Below are 16,701 nucleotides of genomic sequence, written 5' to 3'. Positions count from 1 at the left end.
ACAAGAGGGGCGGTTTGAGCGATGGAATTCCTGGCCGGCGGACGCGCGGAAGTCCGTATCACCCGTGCTGACGTGGGCAAAAGGGTATCCGTCCGGCGCCTGACCGGGGGCGGAGCGGGAGAGCCGGCGTTCACGGACGCGGTCGGGCTTCTCACATCGTGGGACAACGGTGTGCTGAGCATCACACGCCGCACCGGTGAGTGCCTCCGGATTGAGGAGTCCTCACTGGTCGCGGGCAAGGTCGTGCCCGCCGCCCCGGTCCGCAGAAAGGTACCTGCCGCCGGCGCCCGGGAGCTCCAGGAGGTCGCGGCCCGCGGCTGGCCCGCCACCGAGACGGAGCGTCTTGGCGAGTGGACGCTGCGCGCCTCCGGCGGCTTCACCCGCCGGGCCAACTCCGTCCTGCCCCTGGGCGACCCCGGCCTGCCGCTGGACGCCGCGCTGGAGCGGGTCGAGGCCTGGTACGCCGCGCGCGGACTGCCGGCCCTGATCGCCGTCGCCACCGGGCGGACGGACGCCGACGACGCGCTCGCCGCCGAGCTGGACCGGCGCGGGTGGGTTGCCGAGCGGCACACCCGAGTCCGGATCTCCGCGCTGGCACCGCTCGCCGACGCTCCCGTCGATTCCACCGCCGTCGCGCTGTCCCGCCGGCCGGACGCCGCCTGGCTGGCCCTGTACAACCGCACCGGCGAGGGCGGCGGCCGCACCGACGACGCACTGGCGGTGCTGACCGGCGGGCCCTCGGTGTGGTGCGCGACCGCCCCCGGCCCGGACGGCCGGACCGCGGCCATCGGACGGCTGGTCGTCGACGGCCGCTGGGCCGGCTTCACCGCCGTCGAGGTGGCCCCGGACGCCCGGCGCCGGGGACTGGCCACCCAGATCATGGCGGCGCTCGCCCAGCGGGCCCTGGACGAGGGCGCCTCGGCGGCGTATCTGCAGGTCGAGGACGACAACGAGGCCGCGCTCGGGTTCTACGACCGACTCGGCTTCATCGACCACCACGGCTACCACTACCGTCGCGCCCTGACCGGCGGCCGACACTGAACGGGTATCCCCCTCCCATGCCCTCCGAACCCGAACCCGAGCCGGAGCCGGCGCCGGACGACCCCGCCGCCCGCCGGCGGCTGTTCGCCGAGGCCGCGCGCGCCGAGCGGCCCGACCTGGCGCTGCTGTGCCTGCTCATCGGGGCCGAGGGCGACCCGGGGCTGGACCAGGCCGGCATCGACGCGGTCCAGATCGAGCTGGACGATCTGGCCGGGCAGCTGCCCTACGCACCGACCGGCGGCCCCGGCGCCTGGGCCCGCAACCTCGCCGAGTTGCTCGGCACCCGCTACGGCTACCGCGGTGCGCCCGCCGACTACCGGCGGCTGGAGTCCTCGCTGCTGCACCAGGTGGTCCGGCGCCGCCGTGGTCTGCCGATCCTGCTGTCGGTGGTGTGGATGGAGGTCGCCCGGCGGGCCGGTGCCCCCGTCTACGGTGTCGCGCTGCCAGGCCACTTCGTCGTCGGCTTCGGCGACCCCTACGGGGCCCATGTCCTGGCCGACCCGTTCGCGGGCGGGCGGCTGCTCACCGACGACGACGCGGCGCTGCTGGTCGCCGGGGCGACCGGCGGACGGCTCACCGCGCGGATGACGGCGGCCGCCGACCCGCTGGACATCGTGGCGAGGGTGCTGAACAACATCCGGGCCTGGGCCCAGGCCCGCCCCGAGCACAGCGCGGTGCAGCTGTGGGCCCTGGACCTGTCGCTGCTGCTGCCGAGTCATCCGGCCCGACTGCGCCACGAGCGCGCCCAACTGCTCGTCCAGCGCGGGGAGTTCCTCGCCGGAGCGGCCGAGCTGGAGGAGTACGCCCGGGTCGTCGAGGCGGTCGAACCGGCCGGCGCCACCGCCATCCGCCGTCAGGCCGCCGCAGCCCGCGCCATGCTCAACTGAGCCGCGGCCGGGGTCCGCCGGACGACCAGCACCGTCGCGTCGTCCAGCAGCTCACCGCCGGTGAACGACTCCAGGTCGTCCCGGAGCGTGCGGGCCAGCTCGGCGGGCGTGCGGTCCGTCCAGCCGGCCAGGCGCTCGGCCAGCGGATAGAACGAGCCGTCGCTGCCCCGCGCCTCGGTCACCCCGTCCGTGCACAGCACCAGCCAGTCGTCCGGCTCCGGGTGGACCCGCACGCCGTGGCGCGGTTCACCGCTGAGCGCGCCCAGCCCCAGCGGCAGCCCGCCCTCGCCGTCCCGGCGCTCGTACACCCGGCCCTCGCGCACCAGGTAGTACGGGATGTGCCCGCAGGACAGCACCCGGCCCCGCGCCGTCCCGTCCGTCCCGCGCACCTCCAGCAGGAGCGCGGTGACGAAGCGCTCGTCGGTGCCCTGCTCGGCCGACCGGGTGTTGTAGCGGGTCAGCGCCTGCTCCATCCGTCCGGCCACCGCCTCCAGGGAGTCCTCGTAGTGCGCGGCCTCCCGGAAGGAGGCCAGCACCTCCAGGCCCGCGCCGATCGCCGGCATGCCCTTGCCCTGGACGTCGCCGATCATCAGCCGCAGCCCGTGCGGCGTCTCGACCGCCTCGTAGATGTCGCCGCCGACCCGCGCGCCCTCCTGGGCGGAGACGTAGAAGCCGTACGCCTCGATCGGCCCGGCGGTCAGCGGCAGCTCGCGCAGCATCGCCCGCTGCACGGTGTCGGCCACCAGGCTGGTGCGGGCGTGCAGCGCCTCACGCTGCAGCCGGGTGCGGCACAGCACCAGGGCGAACACCGCCACCAGCGCCGCACCGAAGATCGCGACCACCCGGCTGACCGGGCCCCAGTCGGGCACCGTGAACAGGTCCACATAGACCAGGCAGCCGAGGTAGACGACCGCCACCAGGAGCGTCGGCCGGTAGGAGCAGCGCAGCGCGGCGAACAGCGGGGCGATCCCCAGGAAGGCCGACTGGTGCAGCTCCGGGCCGAGGTCGACCGCGTCCAGGGCCGTGACGAGGACGATCAGCACGACCAGCAGCACGGCGGTACGGCGGCCCCGCTCGACGGGGCGGTGCTCGGGCATAACACTTACAGCCTGCGCGCCACCGCCGCGGAGCGCACCGGGGCGGAGGTCACCGGGTGCCGTCCGGCTACAGCCAGCCCTTGTCGCGGGCGGTACGGACCGCCTCCGCGCGGTTGCGGGCGCCGGTCTTCTGGATGGCGGTGGACAGGTAGTTGCGGACCGTGCCGTGGGACAGGTGCAGGGCGGCGGCGATGTCGGGGTTGGTCGAACCGTCCGCGGCCGCCCGCAACACCTCCTGCTCGCGGTCGGTCAGCGGACTGACCCCGTCGGCGAGGGCCGCCGCGGCCAGCGCCGGGTCGATGACCCGCTCGCCGCGCAGCACCCGCCGCACCGCGTCCGCGAGCTGGGCCGCGGGGGCGTCCTTGACCAGGAACGCGTCGGCGCCGGACTCCATGGCGCGGCGCAGGTACCCGGGGCGCCCGAAGGTGGTGAGGATGACGACCTTCACCCCGGGCTGCTCGGCCCGCAGCGCGGCCGCCGCGTCCAGTCCGCTGAGGCCGGGCATCTCGATGTCCAGCAACGCGACGTCGACCTCGTGCGCCCGTGCCGCCGGGAGCACCTCGTCCCCGCGCGCCGCCTGCGCGACGACCTCCAGGTCCGCCTCCAGCGACAGCAGCGCGGCCAGCGCCTCCCGGACCATCGACTGGTCCTCGGCCAGCAGCACTCTGATCATGCGCGCCAGCTTAGGCCGTACGGCCGGCCTCCACGGGCCGCTTTGCGCACCCCGTGCTTCCCCGGCCCGCCGCCCCGTCGCCCCCGCTGTCTCGCCGCCCGTGAAGCGGGGCCCGTGAAGCGGGGCCCATGGAGCGAAGCCCGTGAAGCGGGGCCCATGGAGCGAAGCCCGTGGAGCGGGGCCCATGGAGCGGAGCCCGTGGAGCGGGGCCTCAGGTCGGGTGCCCGGCCGGGTGGGTCCCGGTCTCCTCCCGCAGGGTGCCGGCGGCCGGCGGACCGGTGCGCCCCAGTGGGACGTAGGCGCGCAGGGCGAAGCCCCGGCCGCGCGGGCCGGGGCCGGTCTCCAGCCGGCCGTCGGCGAGCGCGAGGCGCTCGCGCAGGCCGCTGAGGCCGTTGCCGTCCTGCCGGGTGCGCGGCGGGCCGGCGCCGTCGTCCAGCACCGCCAGGCACAGGTAGCGGCGCTCGTCGGCCTCCCCCTCTTCGGTGAGCAGCAGCTCGCAGCGGCTAGCCCCGCTGTGCCGTACGACGTTGGTGACGGCCTCGCGCAGCGCCCAGGCCAGGGCGCCCTCCTGGTCGGAGGCGAGGCCGTGGTGGTCGGCCTCCACCGCCGGGGCGACGGCGGCGGTGACCCCGGCGGTGCGCAGGGCGGCCCGGGCACCGGCGAGTTCCACGGCGAGCCGGGGGCGGCGGTAGCCGGTGACGGCCTCCCGGACGTCCACCAGCGCCTGCCGGCTGACCTGTTCGATGTCGGCGACCTGCCGGGCGGCGTCCTCGGGCCGGTCCGGGAGCATCCGGCCGGCCAGCTCGCTCTTGAGGGTGATCAGGGAGAGCGAGTGGCCGAGGAGGTCGTGCAGGTCGCGGGCGAGGCGCAGGCGTTCGTCGTTGGCGGCCAGGCGGGCGACCTCCTGGCGGGCGGCGCGCAGCTCCAGGGTCGTATGGATCAGGTGCTGGACGCCGACCATCATGAAGCCGCAGCCGAGGGCGGGCAGACCGTAGGCGAAGAGGTAGTAGCTGCGGATCTCCGGGTAGCGGGCACCGACGACCAGCAGGAACCCGGTGGTCAGCGGGATCGCCCAGCGGGAGTGCTGCCAGGGCAGGACCACCCCGCTGGCCACGCTGGTGAAGATGAACAGCACCAGCCAGGCGTAGCCCAGGGTCCAGGACAGGGCGACGGACAGCGCCAGCAGCAGGGCCAGCACGCCGTACATCAACGGGCGGGTCAGGTTCCGCCACATGTGGCGGAAGACCAGGACGAGGTACGCGGAGACGAAGAGCGCGAGCCCACCGGAGCCCCAGGTCCGGGCCACGGCGGACACACCGGGCTGCACCAGTTGCCGCACCGGGTCGGCGAGGTAGAGCAGCCACAGGGCGGTCCACATCGTCTTGCTCGCGGCCTGGCGGCGGTTGCGGGGCGCCTGTCCCATCCTCATGGGGTTGGGGTCGTCACGCTCGGCTGGCGTCTCCATCGGCCTCACGTTCTCCGAGTGTCCTTGCGGTACAGCCAGGCCGCGCCGCCGACGAAGAGCACCAGGTAGCCGGCGAGGATGGCCATGTCCTTGAGGTGGGGTGCATCGCCGGCCTCGACGGCGGTGCCCAGGGCCGTGTACGCGTGGGTGGGCAGCCATGCGGCGATGTTCTGCACCCACTGGGGCAGGAGCGTCAGCGGCATCCACAGACCGCCGAGGAACGCCAGCCCGAAGTAGATCAGCATCGCGATCGGGCGGACCGCGTCGCCGGTGGCCAGGTAGCCGATGGCGACGCCCAGGGCCGCGAAGACGAAGCTGCCGAGCCAGGTCCCGGCGCCGATGGCCAGCCACTGCCAGGCCTCCAGGCGGACGCCCTTGACGACCGCGGCGACCAGCATGACCAGCAGGATCGACGGCAGGCTGACCGTCGCCGCGGCGGCCATCTTGGCGGCGACATAGCCGCGCCCGGGCAGGGCGGTCAGCCTCAACTGCCGCACCCAGCCCTTCTCGCGCTCCTTGGCGATGCGCTCGCTGTTGCCCAGCAGGACGGCGGTCATGGCACCGAATGCTGCCATGGACACCATGAAGTAGAGCCCCATGTTCAGTGTCATGCCTGGTATCGGCTTGCTGTCCGCGCCACCGGCGATGATCAGGTACAGCGCCGGCGGGTAGATCACCGAGAAGAACATGAACTTCTTGTTGCGCAGCGCGCGGACGATCTCCAGCTTGATCAGGGTGGTCATCGGGCCGCCTCCTCGGCGGTGGCGGGGCTCTGGTCGGACGCGCTGGTCAGCGCGAGGAAGGCCTGCTCCAGGCCGAGTCCGGAGACTTCGAGGTGCCGCGGGTAGAGGCCGAGGCCGTAGACCGCGTGGACGGTGGCGTCGGCGTCCTGGGACTGGATGCGGACCGTGCGGCCGGAGACCTCCAGGGAGGTCAGGGACGGCAGGCCGTGCAGGGCGGTGCGGTCGACCGGGCCGTCGAGGTCGAAGGAGATGCGGCGGGCGCCGGCCCGGGCCTTGATCTCGGCAGCGGTGCCGTCGGCGAGGACCCGGCCGCGGTGCAGCACGATCACCCGGTCGGCGATCTCGTCGGCCTCTTCGAGGTAGTGGGTGGCGAACAGGACCGTGCGGCCCTCCTGGGCCTGCCGGCGCATCGCGCCCCAGAAGGCCTGGCGGGCGGAGACGTCCATGCCCGTGGTCGGCTCGTCGAGCACGATGAGGTCGTTGGCGCCGGCGGTGGCCAGGGCGAAGCGGACCCGCTGCTCCTGGCCTCCGGAGAGCTTGTCGACCATCCGGTCGGCGATGTCGGTGATGCCGGCGGTGGCCAGGATCTGGTCGACGGGGTGGCCGCGGGGGTGCAGGTCCCGGGCGAGGGTGACCAGTTCCCTGACCTTGACGCCCTCCATCAGGCCGCCGCTCTGCAGCATCGCGCCGACCCTGCCCTGCTCGATGGCGCGCTGGGGCGTGGTGCCGAAGAGGCTGACGGTGCCGGAGTCCGGGCTGCGCAGCCCGAGCAGCAGGTCGAGGGTGGAGGACTTGCCGGCGCCGTTCGGGCCGAGGAGCGCCACGGTGTGGCCGGCGTGCAGCTCGAGGTTCAGGTCGGCCACCGCGCGCACCACGCCGTAACTCTTGTCGACCTGGCGGAAGCTGACCACCGGTGAGGGATTGGCCCCCTGGTCGGTGGCGGCCGTGCCGGTCGTGGGGATCGTCATGTCCTCCAGCGTCCCGGACCGGTGCGGCGGGCGGCAGTGTCTGCTGTATGCACTGCGGCATGACACCTGTCATGGGGGATGTCCCTTAGGGGGCTTCCCTTGGGGCGTCGCGGGCCAAAGGGGCCAAGGGAGCCGAGGGGGCTGCCCCGTAGGGCGTTGGGGGCCTTAGTGGGCCGGGAAGCGGCCCCCACCAGGGCCGGCGCCTTCGGAAAGGCCCCCTGGGCGCCCTACCGGGAGGACCGGCGGACGCCCAGGGGGCCTTCGGGGCGGGTGAGGTGATCCGCCGTCAGCCGCCGTCGGCGCCGATGGTCTGGATCCGCTCGGCCGGGGTGCGGCCGAGCATCGCCTTGCCGACGGCGCTGGCGACCTCTTCGACGGAGACCGGCCGCTTGGAGCCGTCGCCCTTGGTGAGCAGAACACCGTTGAAGGTGTCGCCGTAGAGGGCCTTGAGGGCGGGCCGGTCGTAGTACGGCACCAGCTCGCCGTTGCTGCCGATCTTGAAGGAGAGGAACTTCGGGATGGACCGCTGGGGGCTGAAGGAGACCGTGTGCGCCGCGTCGGTGCGGACGGTCACCAGGCCGGACATGGCGGGCTCGGCGTACAGCTTCAGGGCCTTGTCCACCGCGGCCTTGGAGACCTGGGGCTGCTGGACGCTGGCGGCGAGCACCACGGGGGTGTTCGTGCCGGTGGTGGCGCGGTCGCGGTAGGCGTCGGCGATCTTCTGCTGGGAGGCCTTGACGTCGATCGCCTTGTGGGGGCGGCCGTAGTGCGGGACGGCCTTGCCGTTCTCGAAGGTGATGCCGCCGTCCGCGGCGGCACCGGCGGGCCCGGCGACGTTCTGGAGCGCGACCTGGAGCTTCTCGTCGTCGACGATCATCGCGGGCTTGGCGGTCCGGTCGACGCCGAAGAGGGAGCCGACGACGGAGACCGGGTTGTAGTCGCGGCCGGCGGCGTTGCGGACGGTGGCCTGCAGGTCGATGTCGAGCCCCGCATTGGCGGGCAGCAGGGTCACCGGCCGGCCGTCGACGGTGAGCTTGAGCGGCGCGGTACGGCGGTCCTTGAGCCCGGCTTCGAGCTTCTTGAGCGCCTCGTCCTTGGTGGTGCCGCCGATGTCGACGCCGAAAGCGGTGGTGCGCTTGGGGACGTCGGCGTGGTCCAGCAGGAGCCCTGCGCCGTAGGCGACACCGGCCAGGACCACGACGGCGACGCCCGCGAGGACGAGCTTGTTGCGGCCCTTCTTGGGCGGGTTGATCGGCTCGGGGATCTTGGGCCGGGGCTTGGGCGCGGCCGCGTCGGCGCCGCCACCAGGGGCGTTGGCGAACGGCGACGGGGTGGCCGGACCCTCGGCTCCCGGGATCTTGGGGATGCCGCTGACGAGGGTGTCGCCGGACACCCGGGAGTGGCTTCCGGTGGTGCTGTTCGGCGAGTCCTTCCGGGCGCCGCGCGGTCCCTTGGTGCCACCGGGGGCGCCGCCCTGGTTGCCGGGCAGGCCGCCGGAGATCCCGCCGGAGCCGCTGCCGCTGCCCGGGCCGGTCAGCGGCGCGGGCGGCTGCGGGGTGAGTTCGGCGGTGTCGTCGCCGATCTGCGGGGTGCCGCCGGTGCCGGTGAGCGGGTCGCTGAAACCGGGCGGGAGGTTGAGCGCGGAGCTGCCGCGGGCGGGCCCGGTGGTGGGTCCGGCGGGGCCGGCCCCGGGGGCGTCGAACGGGCTGTGGTCGCGGGCGACGCCGGTGGCGCGGTCGAACGGCGAGGAGTCGGCGGGGCCGCCCTGCCGGGGAGCTTCGTCGAACGGCGAGGTGCCGCCCGGGCCGCCCTGCCGGGGACCGTCGTCGAACGGCGAGGTGCCGCGCGCGCCGCCGTCGAACGGCGAGGCGCCGCCCTGGCGGTCGGGGCCGTCGGAGAAGTACGGCAGGTCGGGGCGCTGCGGGCCCTGGTCGCCGGAGGGCGCGCGGGGCGGGGTGGCGCCGCCGGGCGGGGTGGCGCCACCGGGCACGGGCGGTGCCGCGTGCGAGCCGGTGGTGGAGTTCTGGCCGGACCCCGCGGCCTGCGGCTTGCGGGGCGCGAACCAGTCACTGGTCTTCTCGGGGCGGCCGGTTGCCGGGGCCTCGTCCGCCGGGGCGTCCGGGCGGGGAGTGTTGGCAGTGCGCTCCGCGGGGCGCTCGCCGCCGCGGGCGTTGCCGCGGGGGGCCGCGGAACCGTCGCCTGCGCTCGGTCCGTTCATGCCGGGCTCCTCAGCGACGGGCTTGCGCACGACGACCGGCGGGATGGGGCGCGACCCCGGGATGTTGATCTTGATCCGCGTGGTCAGCGTGGTCTCGGTCCTGGGCTCGTCCGGCTGCACCGGGTCACCGGCTGCCGGCGCTTGGTCGGCGTCTCCCCTGGGCGAGCCGTACGGCGGCGTCCCTGACGGGTACGCGGCTCCGCCTCGGCCCCGGGGGCCGGCGGACGAATTGTCAGATTCACGACTCAAAGCAGGTTCTCCCGGTTGGCTCCGCCGCTCGTCAGAGATGATCCCCGGTCCGAGGCCGGGGGGTGCCCCCAGGGCGGCGCGACGGCGCGCACCACCATACTGTCCGCCACGGACGGACACCCGGGGAGCGTACGAACACCCCCGCCGCCGGCGAAACCCCGGTGCGGGGGCCGTTCACCAGGAGCGGCGTGACATCCGTCCCGGTATGGGCCACGTCATCCGCCGATGCGGCCGGGGCGGACACCGGCGGCGCGCAGCTGGGTGGCGGTGGTGCAGATCACAGCGATCAGGATCCCGCCGAGCAGGAAGACATAGGAACCGGCGCCGGGGCCGAAGAGGAAGTCGCCCTCCGGTCGGGCCTCGCTGAGCAGCAGGAACACGGTGACGAGCCAGGCGGCACCGGGGACCAGCACGCCGGCCGGGGTACCGGTGGCCCGGGACCCTCCGTAGAAGAGGCCGCCGACGCCGCCCAGGGCCAGGGCCAGTCCCCCGGGGAACCAGGCGGCCTGGACGAGGGTGCCGGCGAGCGCGACGAGCACGCCGGTGACCAGGAGCAGGGCGTAGAGGGCGATCCGCCCCGGGGTGAGGGGGGCGTGCAGTGCGGTGGCGCCGCCGGGCGCCACCGGCGGGCCGGAGCGGTTCCGCGGGCCCGCGCCGGGCGTGCCGGCAGAGGCCGTGCGGGCGCGCTGCCTCTTGCCGGGGGGTGTGCTGCCGTTGTCGCCGTCGGCCGTGCTCATTCTGCTGCCTCCTCTGCCTCCTCGGTGTGCTCATTCTCCCCCATGCCCGTCGGCCCCCCGAGGCCGGCGAGTCCGGCGAAGAGGTCGTCCTCGCGGCCGCCCGGGGTGGCCGGGGGTCCGGGGTCGCCGTGCACCAGCTGATAGTGCTCGGTGGCGAACAGCGGCTGCCCCAGGTCGTTGGAGAGCGCGAAGAACGGCCCGTCGACCGCGATCTGGGTGTAATGGGCGCGCATCGCGGCGCTCTTCGCCGCGGCGTGGGCCCGGTCACCGGTGATCGAGGCGGTGACGTCGGCGTCGGGCACCACTCCGGGGACGTCGTCCACGGAGGCGATGCCGGGGAAGTGGTGGCCGGCGGCGTGCAGCCGCGCGAAGCCCTCCTCGACGAGGGAGCGGGGGTTGCAGTTCCAGTAGATCTTCGCGATGGCGTGTGCGGCGCCGAGGTCGGGCCGGAAGTCGTCCCGGGCGGCGAGTTCGGCACCGCGCATGGCGACCCGGTGCGCCTTGATGTGGTCGGGGTGGCCGTAACCGCCGTGGGCGTCGTAGGTGACCAGGACCTGGGGCCGGACCTCCCGGATGACCGCGACCAGGTCGGCGGCGGCGGCGTCGAGCGGGGCCTGCCAGAAGGAGTCCGGCCGCTCGTTCTGGGGGGCGCCCATCATGCCGGAGTCGCGGTAGCGGCCGGCGGCGCCGAGGAAGCGGTGGTCGGTGACGCCGAGCTCGGCCATGGCGGCGGCCAGCTCGCCGACGCGGTGCGGGCCGAGGGTGTCGTCGCGGTCCGGGGCGAGGTGGGCGAGCTCGGGCGGGATGACCTCGCCCTCTTCGCCGCTCGTGCAGGTCACCAGGGTGACCCGGGCGCCCTCGGCCGCGTACTTGGCCATGGTCACGCCGTTGTTGATCGATTCGTCGTCCGGGTGCGCGTGCACCAACAGCAGACGGCGGGCGGGGCGGTCACGGCCGGGCGCGGGGTCTCCACCGGGGACGGAGGCGGGCCGGGGGTACCCCCCAGCGGTGGCCGGGCGAGGGTCGGAGGTCATGCCGACAGCCTACGAGCCGCCCGGCCCGCCCTCACCCGCTGTTCCGGTGGCCGCGCCGGGTGGCGCGGCGGGCCACCGGAGGGGGTGGGGCGGGCCGGAGCGGGTGGCTCAGAACTTGATGCCGCCGATCATGCTGGCGACGTTGGTCGTCAGCGATTTGACCGTCGGGGCGAGGGACGAGCTGGCCAGATAGAAGCCCAGCAGCATGCAGACGAACGCATGCGCGGCCTTCAGTCCGGATTTCTTGACGAGCAAGAACACGATGATCGCCAGCAGCACCACCGCCGAAATCGAGAGTGCCACGGCGGCTCACCTCCAAGTACACACGGTCCGGACAGAGTTGCGGTGCACCGGCCCGTCCGCACGGACCCGCGCACCGGGGTATGCCAAGGGCTCTTTACCCCGTACCCCCTACGCGCAAGGGATCATAACTTTCCGTCCTAGCGCATAACTCGGGGCACGGAAGCAGAGCGGGGGCGCACACGATCTTCACGCGCGCGAGGGGGGTGAGCCCCGCCCCCGGTTCGTGTGCGGTGGTGCGCGATCGCGTTCCGGCCGCGGCCGGACAGCGGCGGTGTTTGTCGCCGGGGCGCCAACGGGAGCGCGGCGGCAGGGCCTGGCCCCTGTCGTCGAAGTCCGGCCGTCTGCCCCGGAACGCGGACGGGAGTTTGACGGCAGGGCCTAGGCTCGCCCCCATGACCGGACAGCCTTCGTTCCCGCGGCACTCTGCCCGTACGCAGCGCTTCACTTTGGGCGCCCCGCGCGGCTTCACCGTCTCCCCGGACGGTGCGCGCGTCGTCTTCCTCCGCTCCGCCTCCGGCACCGACCGCAGTCAGCGGTTGTGCGTGCTCGACCTGGAGCAGGGACGGGAGTTCACCGCCGCCGACCCCGCAGCCCTGCTGGCGGGCGCGGCGGAGCGGCTCTCGCCGGAGGAGCGGGCGCGGCGGGAGCGGAGCCGGGAGGGCTCGGCCGGCATCGTGGGCTATGCGACGGACTCCGCGGTGGAGTTGGCGGCCTTCCCGCTCTCCGGGCGGCTGTTCATCTCGGAGCTGCGGGCCGGCACCACCCGTGAACTGCCGGTCCACGGGCCGGTGGTGGACCCGCGGCCGTCCCCAGACGGCCGGCAGGTGGCCTTTGTGGCGCAGGGGCGGCTGCGGGTGGTCGCGGTGGACGGCAGCACGACGCCGGACGGGGCCGACGCACCCGGCGGGGCGGGCGCCCCGGAGGACCGGGTGCTGGTGGAGCCGGACGGGCCCGAGGTGACCTGGGGGCTGGCGGAGTTCATCGCGGCCGAAGAGATGGGGCGCTACCGGGGCTTTTGGTGGTCCCCGGAGAGCGACGCGGTGCTGGCCGCGCGGGTCGACGAGGCACCGGTGCGGCGCTGGTGGATCTCCGACCCGGCGCACCCGGACCGGGAGCCGGCGCAGGTGGCCTACCCGGCGGCCGGCACCGCCAACGCCGAGGTGTCGCTGGCCCTGTTCGGGCTGGACGGCTCGCGCACGGACGTGGAGTGGGACCGCGCGCGCTATCCGTATCTGGCGCGGGTGCACTGGTCGGCGGCCGGGCCGCCGCTGCTGCTGGTGCAGGCCCGCGACCAGCGTGACCAGCGGTACCTGACGGTGGACACGGCGACCGGGGCGACCCGGACGGTGCACGAGGACGAGGACGAGGTCTGGGTGGAGCCGTTCCCCGGGGTGCCGGCCTGGACGCCGGACGGGCGGCTGGTGCGGATCGCCGACGAGGGCGGTGCGCGCAAGCTGTTCGTGGGGGACCGCCCGCTGACCGGGGCGCCGCTGCATGTGCGGGCGGTGCTGGACATCGGCGCGGACGACGTGCTGTTCTCCGCGAGCGGCGCCGACATGCACGACATCGGGGTCTACCGGGCGTGGTTCCGCGGCAGCGGCGACCAGGGCGGCTGGGAGCGGGTGGCGACGCGGCCGTATCCGACGGTGTCCTCCGCGGTGCGCGGCGGGGCGGTGACCGTGCTGTCGCAGACGTCGCTGGAGCGGCCGGGCACCCAGGTGGAGGTGGTGCGGCTGGACCCGGACGGTGGGGAGAAGTCGCTGGCCTCGATCGGTTCGTTCGCCGACTCCCCGGCGATCACGGCCCGGCCGCGTCTGGTGCTGGCCGGGGAGCGGGAGATTCCGTGTGCGGTGCTGCTGCCGTCCGGCTATACGGAGGGGGACGGTCCGCTGCCGGTGCTGCTCGACCCGTACGGCGGGCCGCACGGCCAGCGGGTGGTCGCCTCCCACAACGCCCATCTGACCTCGCAGTGGTTCGCCGACCAGGGGTTCGCGGTGATCGTCGCGGACGGGCGGGGCACCCCGGGCCGCTCGCCGTCCTGGGAGAAGGCGGTCTCCCGGCGGATCGCCGAGGTGGCGCTGGACGACCAGGTCCATGCGCTCCAGGCGCTGGCCGGATCCTTTCCCCTGGACCTGGAGCGGGTGGCGATCCGCGGCTGGTCGTTCGGCGGGTATCTGGCGGGGCTGGCGGCGCTGCGGCGGCCGGACGTCTTCCATGCGGCGGTGGTGGGTGCGCCGGTGACCGATCTACGGCTGTACGACACCCATTACCAGGAGCGCTACCTGGGGCACCCGGACCGGGAACCGGCGGTGTACGCGGAGAACTCGCTGCTCACGGACGAGGGGCTGTCGGGTGCGGTGGAGCCGCACCGGCCGATGCTGATCGTGCACGGCCTGGCGGACGACAACGTGGTGGTGGCGCATTCGCTGCGACTGTCGTCGGCGCTGTTGGCGGCGGGCCGCCCGCACGAGGTGCTGCCGCTGTCCGGGGTGACCCATATGACGCCCCAGGAGCAGGTGGCCGAAAATCTCCTGCTGCTCCAAGTCGACTTCCTCAAGCGGTCGTTGGGGATTTCCTCCTGACCTGAACGGTCCCGGTCGGTCAGCGGGTTCGCCGCCGGCCGGCCGGGCCGGGTGTCACCACCCGGGCGGGAGCGTGGACGGCGGGGGCGGGGCGTGCGGGGGCCGCGCCTCGCCCGGGGCGGAGCCGTAGGAGAGCACCCTGGCGGTGCCCCCTGCGGGGGCCCCTTCGCCGCGGCGGGCGGCGGCGAGCAGCACGGCGAGGGCGGCGAGCGCCACGAGGGCGGCGGTGACCAGCTCCAGCCCGGCCTCGGCGGGCAGCGCGGCGAACCGGTCGGCCTGCCCGGTGTGCACGGCGGAGGCCAGCGCGGCGGCGGCGTGCACCAGGAGCAGGGCCGCGGCGGTGGCCGCGGCGGGCCGGGACCAAGCGGCCCGGCGCCAGGAGGCCGCCGCGGCGCCGAGGGCCAGCAGGGCGAGTGCGGCCGTGAGCCAGTGGACCGGCGGTTGGAGCAGGGCGCGGAAGACCGAGGGGTCGCCGAGCAGCCCCTTGCGGTAGGTGTCCCCGCCGAGCCGGAGCCACCAGTGGACGTTCCAGCCGGCGACGGCGAGTCCGGCGGCGGTCAGCAGGACGGCGGCGGTGCGGGCCGGCGCGGTGCGCGGGCGGCCGGGCCGGTTGGGGGTGATCCCGTACGGGGCGGCGTGGACGACGCCGTAGGCGGTGGCGGCCACCTCGGGCAGTTCCAGCACCGGGCTCCTGGTGTGCCGGCCGGTCCGCGGGCCGGGCCGGCGGCCGGCCGCGACCACCAGGAACAGGGCGACGGCGAGGGCGAGCTGAGCGAGGACGGTCAGCCGCGCCCGGTGGGTGAGACCGCTGTCCAACCCCTGGAGCCAGCCGGCACCGAGCGTCCACACCAGAGGGGTGCGCAGCAGGACGGTGGCGGTGGCGAGGGAGAGCAGGGCGCCGGCGGCCACGGCCGGGGGAACGGTGGGGCGCAGGGCGATGACCGCCGCGGCCAGCGCGCCGAGCACCAGCAGCGGGTCGAGCGGGGAGGTGGCCCAGGCGGTGAACTCCCGTGGCCGGCGGGCCTCTCCGAACCAGGTCCGGGCCACATCGGCGGCGTGTTGGGCGACCGCGAGGTCGCGGACGATCCAGGCCGCGCCGAGCAGGGCGAGCAGCAGGCAGAGCAGCGCGGCGAGGCCACGTGCGCCGTGGGTGAGAACGCGGTCCCGCACTGTGGACACGGCCCGCCCCCCGTCCGTGTCGGTGTGTCAGGGTCGTCCACGGCGCCCCGGTATACGAGGCGTCCACCGCAGGTCTACTGCAGTCGGGGCGCGGGGACAACAACGCCCGGGCGGGACACCGGACGAAACGGGGCAAAAAATGAACCGGCCGGGGCGCCTCCTGGCGACCCCGGCCGGTCTACGGCACCCGCACGGCCGTACGTTGTTCATCATGGCGCGTCCGTATATCGGTGTTGCGACAGTGAAGTTGCCTTCATGTTAAAGAAGTTGGGGATGATATGTCCCCCATGCCGCATATCGCGCCCCCCTGTCAAGCACGCCCGGGCGTCAATCTGCGCAATCTTCGCTCAAGAAGTAGACGACCTGTTCACGAGCACACCCGATCCCCTTGACTCCGCCATAAATCACTTGCGAAAGTCCGCTCATCCAGCGGTGCAGACGGCGCCGCTTCACGTTCCAAGAGAACTCGGCGCGGGGGCACTTCGCGATGACTAGTCCATCCCAGACCGCGGCTACCAAGTCCGATGACCGCGGACTTGGACCCAAGGGTCTGAAGAAGGAAAAGAAGGGCAAGGGGGGTGAGCTCGTCGGCCGTTCCCCCGGCCAGTTGATGTGGATGCGCTTCAAGCGCGACCGCTCCGGTGTGGTGTGCGGCATCGTCGTGCTGGCGTTCTTCGTCATCGCGGCGCTCGCCCCGGTGATCGGCGCGCTGTACGGCAAGGACCCGTACACGCTCTACGGCAACGAAGACCCCAACCTGCTCGACGAGTTCGGCTATCCGGCCGGCGCCAACGGCGGCATCTCGCCCGAGCACTGGATGGGCATCGAGCCGCAGCTGGGCCGCGATGTGTTCATGCAGCTCATCTACGGCATCCGGATGTCCCTGGGCATCTCCGTCGCGGTGACCATCCTGACCGTGATCACCGGCATCATCATCGGTGTCACGGCTGGCTACGTCGGCGGCAAGGCGGACTACTTCCTGAGCCGCGTGATCGACTTCCTGCTGGCCTTCCCGAGCCAGCTGACCTTCGTGGCCTTCATGCCGATCGTGGTGGCGCTCTTCGTGCCGCCGGGCGACGAGACCCCGACCTACGTCCGGGTCTGTGCACTGATCATCGTGCAGTGGTTCCTGGGCTGGATGGGCCTGGCGCGACTGCTGCGCGGACAGGTGCTCTCCCTGCGCGAGCGGGAGTTCGTCGAGGCCGCGAAGATCACCGGCGCCTCGCCCTGGCGGATCATCCGCAAGGAGTTGCTGCCGAACGTGGTCACCCCCGTGCTGGTGCAGAGCACCTACATGCTCCCCCTCTTCGTGACCGCGGAGGCGGGCCTGTCCTTCCTGGGCGTCGGCATCATCGAGCCGACCCCCGACTGGGGTCGACTGTTCCAGGCCGGCGCCCACTTCTACGAGAACGACCCCACGTTCTTGCTCTTCCCCGCCGCGGCCATGCTGATCTTCGTGCTGTGCTTCAACCTCCTCGGAGACTCGGTACGCGACGCCTTCGACCCCAAGTCCGGGCGCTGATCG

Annotated in this window: 14 protein-coding genes; 4 read left to right on the top strand and 10 right to left on the bottom strand. The window is 73.9% G+C overall.

Annotated elements, in window-relative coordinates; translation table 11 throughout:
* The first annotated feature begins 21 nt into the window (after nucleotides 1-21).
* Nucleotides 22-1,041 carry a GNAT family N-acetyltransferase gene (locus AB0G84_RS03375; protein ID WP_361314739.1) on the top strand — a complete coding sequence of 340 codons (1,020 nt, stop codon included), beginning with the start codon at nucleotides 22-24 and terminating at the stop codon, nucleotides 1,039-1,041.
* 17 nt (nucleotides 1,042-1,058) lie between these two features.
* Nucleotides 1,059-1,928 (top strand): transglutaminase-like domain-containing protein, encoded by an 870-nt coding sequence (locus AB0G84_RS03370; protein WP_361314736.1) that lies wholly within the window; start codon nucleotides 1,059-1,061, stop codon nucleotides 1,926-1,928.
* Here AB0G84_RS03370 and AB0G84_RS03365 read toward each other — a convergent pair.
* From AB0G84_RS03365 to AB0G84_RS03325, 9 genes are all read right to left on the bottom strand, one after another.
* Nucleotides 1,895-3,025: a PP2C family protein-serine/threonine phosphatase gene (locus tag AB0G84_RS03365; RefSeq protein WP_361314734.1), complete on the bottom strand. Its 1,131-nt coding sequence runs from the start codon at nucleotides 3,023-3,025 to the stop codon at nucleotides 1,895-1,897. The genes AB0G84_RS03370 and AB0G84_RS03365 overlap by 34 nt on opposite strands.
* Nucleotides 3,026-3,092: 67 nt before the next feature.
* A complete protein-coding gene (locus tag AB0G84_RS03360) occupies nucleotides 3,093-3,698 on the bottom strand; it encodes a response regulator transcription factor (RefSeq protein ID WP_361314731.1) in 606 nt (201 codons plus the stop codon).
* Between the two features lie 211 nt (nucleotides 3,699-3,909).
* Nucleotides 3,910-5,163, bottom strand: a complete 1,254-nt coding sequence (locus AB0G84_RS03355; RefSeq protein ID WP_361314728.1) for a sensor histidine kinase — start codon at nucleotides 5,161-5,163, stop codon at nucleotides 3,910-3,912.
* A 5-nt stretch (nucleotides 5,164-5,168) separates the two neighbouring features.
* Complete coding sequence (locus AB0G84_RS03350; RefSeq protein WP_361314726.1) at nucleotides 5,169-5,906, bottom strand: ABC transporter permease; 738 nt, start codon at nucleotides 5,904-5,906, stop codon at nucleotides 5,169-5,171.
* Nucleotides 5,903-6,874 carry an ABC transporter ATP-binding protein gene (locus tag AB0G84_RS03345; protein WP_361314724.1) on the bottom strand — a complete coding sequence of 324 codons (972 nt, stop codon included), beginning with the start codon at nucleotides 6,872-6,874 and terminating at the stop codon, nucleotides 5,903-5,905. The genes AB0G84_RS03350 and AB0G84_RS03345 overlap by 4 nt, the downstream gene beginning before the upstream one ends.
* A gap of 286 nt (nucleotides 6,875-7,160) precedes the next feature.
* Nucleotides 7,161-9,092, bottom strand: a complete 1,932-nt coding sequence (locus AB0G84_RS03340; protein ID WP_361314722.1) for a hypothetical protein — start codon at nucleotides 9,090-9,092, stop codon at nucleotides 7,161-7,163.
* Nucleotides 9,093-9,556: 464 nt separating this feature from the next.
* Nucleotides 9,557-10,078, bottom strand: coding sequence for a DUF6113 family protein (locus AB0G84_RS03335; protein WP_361314719.1), 522 nt, complete (start codon nucleotides 10,076-10,078; stop codon nucleotides 9,557-9,559).
* Nucleotides 10,075-11,112 (bottom strand): N-acetyl-1-D-myo-inositol-2-amino-2-deoxy-alpha-D-glucopyranoside deacetylase, encoded by a 1,038-nt coding sequence (gene mshB / locus AB0G84_RS03330; RefSeq protein WP_361314717.1) that lies wholly within the window; start codon nucleotides 11,110-11,112, stop codon nucleotides 10,075-10,077. The genes AB0G84_RS03335 and mshB overlap by 4 nt, the downstream gene beginning before the upstream one ends.
* A gap of 108 nt (nucleotides 11,113-11,220) precedes the next feature.
* The gene (locus AB0G84_RS03325; RefSeq protein ID WP_361314714.1) at nucleotides 11,221-11,415 is read right to left on the bottom strand and encodes a hypothetical protein; all 195 of its coding nucleotides are present in this window, start codon (nucleotides 11,413-11,415) and stop codon (nucleotides 11,221-11,223) included.
* Between the two features lie 392 nt (nucleotides 11,416-11,807).
* Here AB0G84_RS03325 and AB0G84_RS03320 point away from each other — a divergent pair, with 392 nt between their 5' ends.
* Nucleotides 11,808-13,997 carry a prolyl oligopeptidase family serine peptidase gene (locus AB0G84_RS03320; protein WP_361314711.1) on the top strand — a complete coding sequence of 730 codons (2,190 nt, stop codon included), beginning with the start codon at nucleotides 11,808-11,810 and terminating at the stop codon, nucleotides 13,995-13,997.
* A 54-nt stretch (nucleotides 13,998-14,051) separates the two neighbouring features.
* Here the strand turns inward: AB0G84_RS03320 and AB0G84_RS03315 are convergent, their stop codons facing one another.
* Nucleotides 14,052-15,176, bottom strand: coding sequence for a hypothetical protein (locus tag AB0G84_RS03315; RefSeq protein ID WP_361314708.1), 1,125 nt, complete (start codon nucleotides 15,174-15,176; stop codon nucleotides 14,052-14,054).
* 487 nt (nucleotides 15,177-15,663) lie between these two features.
* On the opposite strand from AB0G84_RS03315, the gene AB0G84_RS03310 reads away from it, so the two are divergent.
* On the top strand, nucleotides 15,664-16,698 hold the full coding sequence (locus tag AB0G84_RS03310; protein WP_361314706.1) for an ABC transporter permease: 1,035 nt from the start codon (nucleotides 15,664-15,666) through the stop codon (nucleotides 16,696-16,698).
* Nucleotides 16,699-16,701: the final 3 nt, after the last annotated feature.

It is taken from the genome of Streptomyces sp. NPDC020742 (assembly GCF_040641675.1).
In the GTDB taxonomy this organism is placed as follows: domain Bacteria; phylum Actinomycetota; class Actinomycetes; order Streptomycetales; family Streptomycetaceae; genus Streptomyces.
The sequence above is the reverse complement of the archived record's forward strand: the minus strand, read 5'-3'. Positions and strand labels throughout refer to the sequence as shown.